Genomic DNA, 9037 nt, shown 5'->3' on the forward strand with positions numbered 1-9037 from the left:
AGCGGCACCGCATCGCCGACGCGCTCGGAGACGTGCTGAGCGCCTCGCCGCGCATCCGCGGAGTCGAGACGGCGCCGCCGGAGCCGGTCGCCGCGCCGTCGGCCCTGCGCGCCCGCGTCGCGCGGCTCCTGCCCGGACCGGTCGCGCTCGTGCTCGCGGTCGACTCCCACATCGCGCTGCACGCCTATCGCCGGCTCGCCCGGCTCTCGCTGCACCCCGAGATGGAGCGCCTCGCGGAGGCCGTCACCGGGATCCTCGAGCGCCACGCCGACTTCTTCGGCGAGCTGGCCGCCTCCCGTCTCGGACGCCCGCTCCCCGGCCGGATCGCCGCGGCGACGCTCCTCTGGGCGCTCCGCCTCCCGATCGGCGAGGCCGATCTGCCCGAGGCGCTCGCCCGCGAGGGGCGCGATCTGGTCTTCGGGAGGGACGACGGCGGCCTCGAGGGCATCGACGCGGGGGTCACCGGCGCGTTCTGCCTGCCCTGCACCGCAGCCCAGCGCCTCGTGCATCCGCACCGGGCGCCGTCGCTGCGCGCGGCCACCGCGGTCGGCCGCCGCGCGGCCGACGTCGTGCACGCGGTCCGCACCGCGCGCGAGGCCGCGGAGCAGGCGTCGCGCTGACGACGCGCGGGTCAGCCCAGCAGCTCCCGCACGTCCTCGGCCGTGATGCCGCCGGCGGACGCCGCGCCGTCGTCGGACATGACCGCGGCGAACAGGGCGGCCTTGGCCTCCTTGAGCGCCATCACCTTCTCCTCGATCGTGTCCTTCGCCACGAGGCGGTAGACCATGACCGAGCGGGTCTGGCCGATGCGGTGCGCGCGGTCGACGGCCTGCGACTCCGTCGCCGGGTTCCACCAGGGGTCGAGCAGGATGCAGTAGTCGGCCTCGGTGAGGTTGAGGCCGAAGCCGCCCGCCTTCAGCGAGATGAGGAAGACGCCCGCCTCGCCCGAGCGGAAGCGGTCGATGACCTCGTCGCGCTTCTTCGTCGCGCCGTCCAGGTAGGCGTACTCGATGCCCGCCCCGTCGAGGCGGTCGCGCACGCGGCCGAGGAAGCGGGTGAACTGGCTGAAGACCAGCACGCGGTGGCCCTCGGAGAGCGCATCCGCGAGCAGCTCGTCGAGCAGGTCGAGCTTGGTCGAGGGCACCGTGGCGTGCGCCTCGTCGACGAGTGCGGCGTCGAGCGCGACCTGGCGGAGCACCGTGAGCGCCCGGAAGATCGCGAAGCGGTTCTTCTCGAAGTCGCCGATCAGGCCCAGCACCCGTTGCCGCTCCCGGGCGAGGTAGGTGTCGTAGACCTTCCGCTGGCGCGCGCCGAGCTCGACCTCGATGGTCTGCTCCTGCTTGGGCGGCAGCTCCGTGGCGACGAGCTCCTTCGTGCGGCGCAGCATCAGCGGGCGGATGCGGCGGCGCAGCTGCGTGAGGCGCTCGGTGTCGGCCTCCCGCTCGATCGGCTTCTGGTAGTACTCGGCGAAGCCCGCGGGCGAGGGGAACAGTCCGGGAGCGACGATGGAGAGCAGGGACCAGAGCTCCATCACGTTGTTCTCCATCGGCGTGCCCGTGATCGCGAGCTTGAACGGCACGTCGAGGCGGCGCGCGAGCTGGTGCGTCGCCGACTGGCGGTTCTTGACGAACTGCGCCTCGTCGAGCATGAGGCCGGCCCACTGGATGCCCGCGTAGGACTCGTAGTCGAGGCGGAAGAGGGCGTAGGAGGTGACGACGAGCTCTGCCTCGCCGACGGTGCTCGTGAGGGCGCGGCGCTTCTTCTTCGACGTCTCGTCGATGCCGACGACCGTGAGCCCCGGCGCGAACCGCTTCGCCTCGCCGACCCAGTTGGGCACGACGCTCGTCGGCGCGACGACCAGGAACGGGCGCGGGGAGGTGCCCGCGTCGCCCGCGGCGGCCCGCTGCTCCTGCATCGCGCGGGCGATGAGGGCGAGGGACTGCACGGTCTTGCCCAGTCCCATGTCGTCGGCGAGGACGCCGCCGAGCTGGTTGTCGTAGAGGAACGACAGCCAGTCGTAGCCGAGCTGCTGGTAGGGCCGGAGCTCGACCTGGAAGCCGTCGGGCAGGGGTCGCGACTCCAGCGCACCCGTGGCGGTGAAGCCCGAGAGGCCCTCGACGGCGCGGCGCCACGCGGCGGCCTGCGCCTCGACGACGCCGAGCTCGACGAGCTCGTCCCACAGCGAGGACTGGAAGCGGCTGATGCGGAGGGTCTCGCCCGGGTCGTCCGAGAGCTCGCGCGCTCGGCGATCAGCTCGCGCAGCCGGCCGAAGCGCTCGTCGTCGAGGGCGAAGTACACGCCGCTGGGCAGCACCATGTACTCGTCGCCGCGGGCCAGGGCGAGGAAGATCTCGGCGAGCGGCACGGCCTCGTCGTTGACGGTGACCGAGATCTCGAGGTTGAACCAGTCGCGGCTGTCGGGCTGGGCCACGGTCTGCACGGCGACGACGGGCGCGGTCTCGGCCTCGCGGTACTCGACGCGCTCGCCGATCTCCTCGATCTCGACCGTGCCGAGCTCGCGCAGGCGCTCCACCTCGCCGGTGAGGAAGCCCACGGTGGCCATGCCGCGCAGGTCGAAGGTCGGGCGCAGCCGCCTGCTCGAGGGCGAGACGAGGGCCGGGGTCGCCTCGGGGTCGATGCCGGCCGCGCCGAGCGAGTCGAGGATCCGCTGCTCCGCCTCGGGATCCCGGTAGCCGGTCTCGTCGTCCAGTCGCAGCGGCAGGCGCTCCGCGTCGCCGCCTCGGGCGCCCTCGACGCCGTAGCGCCACCACCACGAGCCGCGCAGGCCCGCGCCGTCGGTGTGCTCGAGCGTCAGGCCGAGGCGCGGCTCGGGCACCGCGGGGGCCTCGAAGGAGTCGTCGCGCGAGACGATCGCGAACAGGCGGTGCAGGCGCTGGTAGTGCTCGGTGAGGAACGCCGCCTCCTCCTGCGCCGGGATGCGGATGGGCTCGCGGCTCCAGAGGAAGGTGCGCGCGGAGGAGAGCAGCGGAGCCGCGAACGGCACGAGGGTGACGGGCCGGGCGCGCAGCTCGTCGCCGGGCTCCCAGAGGTAGAGGCCGACCGCGGGGTCGCCGATGAAGCCGAACTCCTCGGGAGCGGGGCTGTCGCCGATCGCGACGAGCGAGCGCAGCTCGAGTCCGGTCGACGTGCGGGTGACGTCGATGGAGGCCGTCGCGGTGGTGTCGAGGATCCGCAGCGGGGTCTGATCGCGGTCGCCCATGACCAGGCCGATGCCCGCGCGGACCGCGCCGTGCAGAGCGGCCCAGATGGCCTCGCTCCGGCAGCCGTCGAGGTAGAGCCAGGTGTCGGGCGAGTAGTAGCTCGAGGCGCTGTGCCCCGAGAGCAGCCCCTGGATCTCGCGGACGACGTCAATCTGGCGCTCGTCGTAGTCGTGGCTGTAGTGCAGGTAGCCCAGGTCGCGCCAGCTGGTGCCGGTGCGGACCCAGCGGTCGCGGTCGCCCATCCGCACCGGGCGCACGCCCAGTCGCGGGCGCGGCTCGGGCGGCGGCCGGTAGCTGTTGTAGCGGCCGGGCGGGCGCCGCACGGGCTCGCCGGGGAGGAGCTCGAACTGCAGGCCGAGCGGGATGCCGGAGCGCGCCCGCTCCATGCCGGCGAGCAGCGGGGCCAGCGCGCTGCGCCACTCCGGGACCGCGTCGGCGCAGGTCTCGCCCGCGAACGGGCCGGCGAGGCCGCCCTCGCGCTCGCGGCGCAGTGCCTCGACGAGCACCGCGGCGACGTGCTTGCACTCGTGCTTGACCGGGCAGCTGCAGGCGCCGCCGAGGAGGATCGAGCGGCCCGCGTCCTCGCGCAGCTGCACGCTGACGGCGTAGGGCGAGCGGCCGGAGCCGCGGACCTGGCCGAAGAGGCGCGTGCGGCCGCCGAACCACTGCAGCTCGCCGACCCGGCCCTCATCGGCGTAGGCGGTGCCCTTCTCGAACGCGGCGGTGCCGACGAGCGCGCGGATGTCCTGCTCGGAGAAGGGCTCCTGGACGGCGGGCTCCGGGGCCTCAGCGGTCGCCTGCGGGGCGGGCGCGGCCGAGGGCTGCGCGTCGCTCGAGGGACTCCGGCGGGCCATGGACCTCACGCTCTCCGCGCTCCGAACGGAGCGCATCCGTCCATTCAACCCGATTCCGGAGCCGCTGCGAGCCGCGGGCCGGGATCCGTGGAGGTGCGGGGCCTGCCTACGATGGACGGATGCCCCGTCTGGCCGTCGTCTCGGCGCACACCTCCCCCCTCGAGCAGCCGTCGACGGGGGACGCGGGCGGGATGAACGTCTACCTCGCGGCGGTGCTGCCGGAGCTCGCCCTGCGGGGCTGGGACGTGGTGGTGCTGACCCGCGGCGAGGAGTCGGGCCCGCTCGCTCCCGGGGTGGAGGTCGTGGGCGTGCCGGTCGGGCCGGGCGACAAGTACGCGCTGGCGGTGGCCGCTCCCGTGTTCGCCCGGGCCGCGGCCGGAGCGGACCTGGTGCACTCGCACTACTGGGTCTCGGGACTGGCGGGAGCCCTCACCGGTCTGCCGCACGTGCACTCGATGCACTCGAGCTCGCTCGCGAAGAACGCGCGGCTCGCTCCGGGCGATTCCCCCGAGCCGCCCGAGCGGATCGAGGCCGAGCGCTCGGTGCTCGCCTCGGCCGACGCGGTGGTCGTCGCGGGCGCGGCCGAGCGGGCGGACGTCGAGGGCGGCTACGGAGTGGATCCGTCCCGCGTCGTCGTCGTGCCGCCGGGGGTCGATCCGCGGTTCCGCCCCGGGGACGGCGAGCGCGCCGACGAGATCGTGCTCGTCGGCCGGGTCCAGCCGCTCAAGGGGCAGCTGCTCGCGGTGCAGGCGCTGGCCCGGATCCCGGTCGCCGAGCGGCCCCTCCTCCGCCTCGTCGGCGGGCCGGCACCCGGTCGCGAGGGGTACCTGGCGCAGGTGCAGGAGGCGGCCCGCGAGCTCGGTGTCGCCGCGAGCGTGCGCTTCGACGGAGTGGCCGACCGCGACGGGGTGGCGGACCGGCTCCGGCGCGCCCGACTGGCCCTGGTGCCCTCGGCGGCCGAGACCTTCGGGCTCATCGCGCTCGAGGCCGCGGCATCGGGCACGCCCGTGCTCGCGCGCCGGACGACCGGTCTGGTCGACGCGGTGCGCGACGCGGGGAGCGGCGTGCTGATCGACTCCGCCGACCCCGGCGAGTGGGCCGAGCGGATCCGCGAGCTGCTGGCCGACCCCGACGAGCGGGCGCGGCTGGGCCGCGGCGGCGTCGCCTGGGCGGCGGCGCACAGCTGGGGCTCGGCGGCCGAGCAGCTCGACGCGCTGTACCGCGGGCTGATCCGCGGGTCGACCGGCTAGTCGACGACGGGCACCGTGCCCGGATCGAAGAGGGCGCCGCTCGTCGAGCGGTACCAGGGGGCGAGCCGGTCGGGCGAGACCGCCACCATGGCGGCCCCCGTGAAGCCCGCGTCGTTGCCGAAGCGGGCCGGCACGATCTCGGTGCCGATGTCGAGGAAGCCGGCGAACTCGTCGAAAACGTGCGCGGCCGCTCCTCCGATCACGAACAGCTGCGGCGAGAGCAGCATCTCGAGGTGGCGGTAGTAGACGCTGAGGCGGCCCGCCCACTCCTCGAGGGTGATGCCCTCGCGGCGCACGGCCGAGAAGCCGACGCGCGGCTCGAAGTCGGGGCCGTCGATGTGCACGTGGCCGAGCTCGGAGTTGGGGATCACGACGCCCTCGTGCACGAGCGCCGTGCCGATGCCCGTGCCGAGGGTGGTCAGCAGGAGCAGGCCCTCCCGGTCGCGCATCGCGCCGAACTCGCGCTCGGCGACTCCGGCCGCATCGGCGTCGTTCACGACGACCACGTCGACTCCGGTCGCCTCGGACAGCAGGGCCTGGGCGTCGAGGCCGACCCAGCGCTGCGAGACGTGGGTGGTCTGCCGGACGACGCGCCGCGGACGATGCCGGGGAAGCCGACTCCGACGGGGGTGCCCGCGATCGGCGAGACGTCGCGGACGATGCCGGCGATCGCGGCGGCGAAGTCCTCGGGCTCCTTGCCGAGCGGGTTCGCGACGGCGAAGCGGCGGGCGGCCCTCTCTCCGGTGGTCACGTCGACGAGGGAGGCCTTGATCGACGTACCGCCGATGTCGACGCCGACGGCGAAGCGCGGGAGGACGCCGTCCTGGGGCTGGGTCACGGATGCTCCGACTGCAGAGAGGGTGGGGAAGACGACGAGTCTACGAGTCGGAACCGTGACCGGGCTCGGAGAGGGCTGCCAGGACGTACCGGAGGACGGGCTCGTAGAGGTGGACGGCGAGTCCGTCGTCGATCGGGACGACGACCTCGATCGAGCCCTGCGCCTCGGCGACGAACACCGCGGGGTCGTTGCAGTCGGCGATCGCGATCGTCGGCAGGCCTCGGCGGCCGGCCGCGCCCGCCCAGCCGTGATCGGCGACGACGAGGTCGGGGCGGATGCCGAGGGCGTCGAGCCGGTCGAGCAGGGCGTTCATCGGCTCGGGCGAGTGCGTGTGCATCAGGCTGCCGCCGCGGTAGACGCAGGTGACGCCGCCGGTGCACCAGAGGAACTGGTGCTCGTCGGCGAGCGGCACGCGGATGCGATCGGCCGCCGCGAACGGGAGCGTGTTGACGTCGAGGACGCGGGCGCCCGCCTCCGTCGCGGCCGAGGCCAGCCGCCGGTAGAGGTCCATCAGGGTCGCCGGGTGGGCGGTGGCGAAGAGGATCAGGTCGCCTCGGCGGACGGACTCGGCGAAGCGGCGGCGGTACGCGTCGAGGCGGGCGACGGTGAGGGTCGCGTCGATGCGGTCCTGCCCGCTCTCGAACGCGGGGTCCGTGCTGATGCCGACGCGCTCGCCCATCAGGGCGAGGAGCTCCGGCAGATCCCAGTGCTCGGCGACGTCGACGCCGTAGAGGTGGGCGGGATCGCGCGCGGCGAGCTTGCGCAGGTTGCCGAGGTTGCTCGACCGGTCGGTGAGCACGGCCCCGGTCAGGAGGGTGGAGTCGAGGACGGCGGCGAGGTCGGGATCGTCGGTGCGCATCGGGGCCAGGATATCGGGTGTTGACTTTCCGAACAGTAGCGATATATCTTTAACGCATCGCCGACGGATCGAAGAGCACTCGCTCCGAGACGGGCGATCGGATTCCGGAAGGCGTCCACACGACCGAGAGCAGAGCAGACATGCACCCCAGGAACTTCTCCCCCGACCACGACTCCTCGCGCCACGACGGCGCGCACCACGACGGATCCGGCCGCTCCGGCCACGACCACCCCGGTCGCCGCGAGCGCCGCGGCCCCGGCGGCCACGGACGCGGCTTCGGCCCGGGCTTCGGCTCCGGTCCCGGCTTCGGCTTCGGTCCCGGCTTCGGCGGCCCCTTCGGCGGCCCCGGCCGCGGCGGAGGACGCGCCCGACGCGGCGACGTCCGCGCGGCCCTCCTCTCCCTCCTCGCCGAGACGACCTCGAACGGCTACGGCCTGATCAAGGCGATCGCCGAGAAGACCGGCGACGCCTGGCGCCCCAGCCCCGGCTCCGTCTACCCCACCCTCCAGCAGCTCGTCGACGAGGGCCTGATCACGGCCGTCGGCGAGGGCCGCGGAACCGAGTACCAGCTCACCGACGCGGGCGGCACCTACGTGCGCGAGCACGCCGACGAGCTCGCCGCCGCGTGGGAGGCGACTCCCGGCGCGAGTGACAGCGCCCGCGCGTTCATGGAGAACGTCGGCAAGCTGATGGGTGTGATCCAGCAGTTCCGCGGGGCCACCGACGCTCAGCGGGCCGCGGCCTCCGAGAAGCTGGACGAGGCGCGCCGGGCGCTCTACCTCATCCTCGCCGACTGACCGGGTCCGGCCGGAGGCGGAGGCGTCGGGCTGCGCTCAGCGCGACGCCTCCGCCAGCCGGGCGAGACCCTCGTCGAGCGTCACGCTCGGCGTCCACCGCAGGTCGGCGCGGGTGCGGCGCTGGTCGAACCAGTGCGCGGTCGAGAGCTGCTCGGCGAGGAACCGGGTCATCGGAGGCTCGTCCTCGCCCGGGCGGACCGCCCAGACCCGCTCGACGAGCGAACCGGCGACGCGCGCGACGGACGCGGGCACCGACCAGCGCGGCGGCTCGACTCCGGAGGCGCGGCAGATGCCCGCCAGCAGCTCCGCGACCGGCCGCGGCTCGCCGTTCGTGACCACGTAGGCCTGCCCGTGCACCTCGGGGGCCCGGTCGAAGGCGGCGACGATCGCCGAGGCGGCGTTGTCGAGGTAGGTCGAGTCGATCAGGGCCTGCCCGTCCCCCAGCAGCGGCAGGCGCCCGGCGCGCGCCCGCTCGACGATGCGGGCGACGAGCTGCGTGTCGCCGGGACCCCAGACCAGGTGCGGGCGCACCGCGACCACGGCGAAGCCGGGGGCGTCGGCGGCCAGGGCGAGCAGCTCGCCCCGCGCCTTCGTGCGGGCGTAGTCGCCGCGCGCGTGCTCGGGATCGGCCGGCTCCGCGTCGTCGCCCGTGATCGAGGAGCCCGCGTGGGCCACCGACGGCGACGACACCTGCACGAAGCGCTCCACTCCGGCCCGCTGGGCGGCAGCGAGGAGGCGGCGCACGCCGTCGACGTTCACGCGGTCGAAGTCGCCCGGGTCGCCCGCGAGCGAGACCTTGGCGGCCAGGTGGACGACGCCGTCGACGCCGTCGAGCGCCTCCTCCACCGCGCGGGGGTCGGTCAGCGAGCCGCGCGCGTCCTCGACCCCGACGACTCCGGAGGGGCGGCGCTGGAAGGTGCGGACCTCGTGCCCCTGCGCGGCGAGCAGAGCGGCGACCGCTCCTCCGAGCAGCCCGCTCGCTCCGGTGACCAGGACCGTCACGGCGCCGTCATCCGTCCGCCCGCGAGGATCGCGCCCGCCCAGCGCGAGAGCGCCGCTCGGTCGATCTTCGAGTTGTGCCGGATGTCGGTGGGCAGCGCCGGCACGACCAGCACGGCCGCGACGGGAGCGCCGACGGCGGCCCGGATGTCGGCCGCGAGCTCCGGGTCGGCGAGGCGGGTGCGCGCGACGGCGTCCCTCCGCTCGACGACCGCGACGA

General features: G+C 74.6%; 9 protein-coding genes and 1 pseudogene. 3 read left to right on the forward strand and 7 right to left on the reverse strand.

The annotated features are described in order from the left end of the window. Positions 1 to 620, forward strand: a 620-nt coding sequence (locus B0T42_RS20270) for a hypothetical protein (protein WP_158078177.1), incomplete at its 5' end; no start/stop codon positions are given. An 11-nt stretch (positions 621 to 631) separates the two neighbouring features. Here the strand turns inward: B0T42_RS20270 and B0T42_RS21720 are convergent. After that, positions 632 to 2203: a DEAD/DEAH box helicase gene (locus B0T42_RS21720; protein ID WP_342418283.1), complete on the reverse strand. Its 1572-nt coding sequence runs from the start codon at positions 2201 to 2203 to the stop codon at positions 632 to 634. A 50-nt stretch (positions 2204 to 2253) separates the two neighbouring features. Beyond that, positions 2254 to 4110: pseudogene (locus tag B0T42_RS22485) on the reverse strand (SNF2 helicase associated domain-containing protein); the annotation flags it as partial. Between the two features lie 83 nt (positions 4111 to 4193). Here B0T42_RS22485 and B0T42_RS18080 point away from each other — a divergent pair. Beyond that, on the forward strand, positions 4194 to 5324 hold the full coding sequence (locus B0T42_RS18080; protein WP_094742807.1) for a glycosyltransferase: 1131 nt from the start codon (positions 4194 to 4196) through the stop codon (positions 5322 to 5324). Here the strand turns inward: B0T42_RS18080 and B0T42_RS21730 are convergent. From B0T42_RS21730 to B0T42_RS18090, 3 genes are read right to left on the reverse strand one after another with little or no spacing between them, the layout of a single operon-like run. Further along, on the reverse strand, positions 5321 to 5830 hold the full coding sequence (locus tag B0T42_RS21730) for a hypothetical protein (protein WP_236720399.1): 510 nt from the start codon (positions 5828 to 5830) through the stop codon (positions 5321 to 5323). The two genes, B0T42_RS18080 and B0T42_RS21730, sit on opposite strands and share 4 nt — an antisense overlap. Next, on the reverse strand, positions 5818 to 6162 hold the full coding sequence (locus B0T42_RS21735; RefSeq protein ID WP_236720400.1) for a hypothetical protein: 345 nt from the start codon (positions 6160 to 6162) through the stop codon (positions 5818 to 5820). The genes B0T42_RS21730 and B0T42_RS21735 overlap by 13 nt, the downstream gene beginning before the upstream one ends. A gap of 40 nt (positions 6163 to 6202) precedes the next feature. Beyond that, entirely contained in the window at positions 6203 to 7021 is an 819-nt protein-coding gene (locus B0T42_RS18090) for a phosphatase (RefSeq protein WP_077224384.1), read from the reverse strand. Between the two features lie 140 nt (positions 7022 to 7161). Between B0T42_RS18090 and B0T42_RS18095 the strand changes: the two genes are divergently transcribed. Continuing rightward, complete coding sequence (locus tag B0T42_RS18095) at positions 7162 to 7818, forward strand: PadR family transcriptional regulator (RefSeq protein WP_077224385.1); 657 nt, start codon at positions 7162 to 7164, stop codon at positions 7816 to 7818. Between the two features lie 36 nt (positions 7819 to 7854). On the opposite strand, the gene B0T42_RS18100 is transcribed toward B0T42_RS18095, so the two are convergent. Then, entirely contained in the window at positions 7855 to 8820 is a 966-nt protein-coding gene (locus tag B0T42_RS18100; protein WP_077224386.1) for an NAD-dependent epimerase/dehydratase family protein, read from the reverse strand. Then, a partial coding sequence (locus B0T42_RS18105) for a hypothetical protein (protein WP_139344578.1) occupies positions 8817 to 9037 on the reverse strand: 221 nt, incomplete at its 5' end. The genes B0T42_RS18105 and B0T42_RS18100, both read right to left, overlap by 4 nt.

This window comes from Rathayibacter rhapontici (genome assembly GCF_001995175.1).
Classification (GTDB): Bacteria; Actinomycetota; Actinomycetes; order Actinomycetales; family Microbacteriaceae; genus Rathayibacter.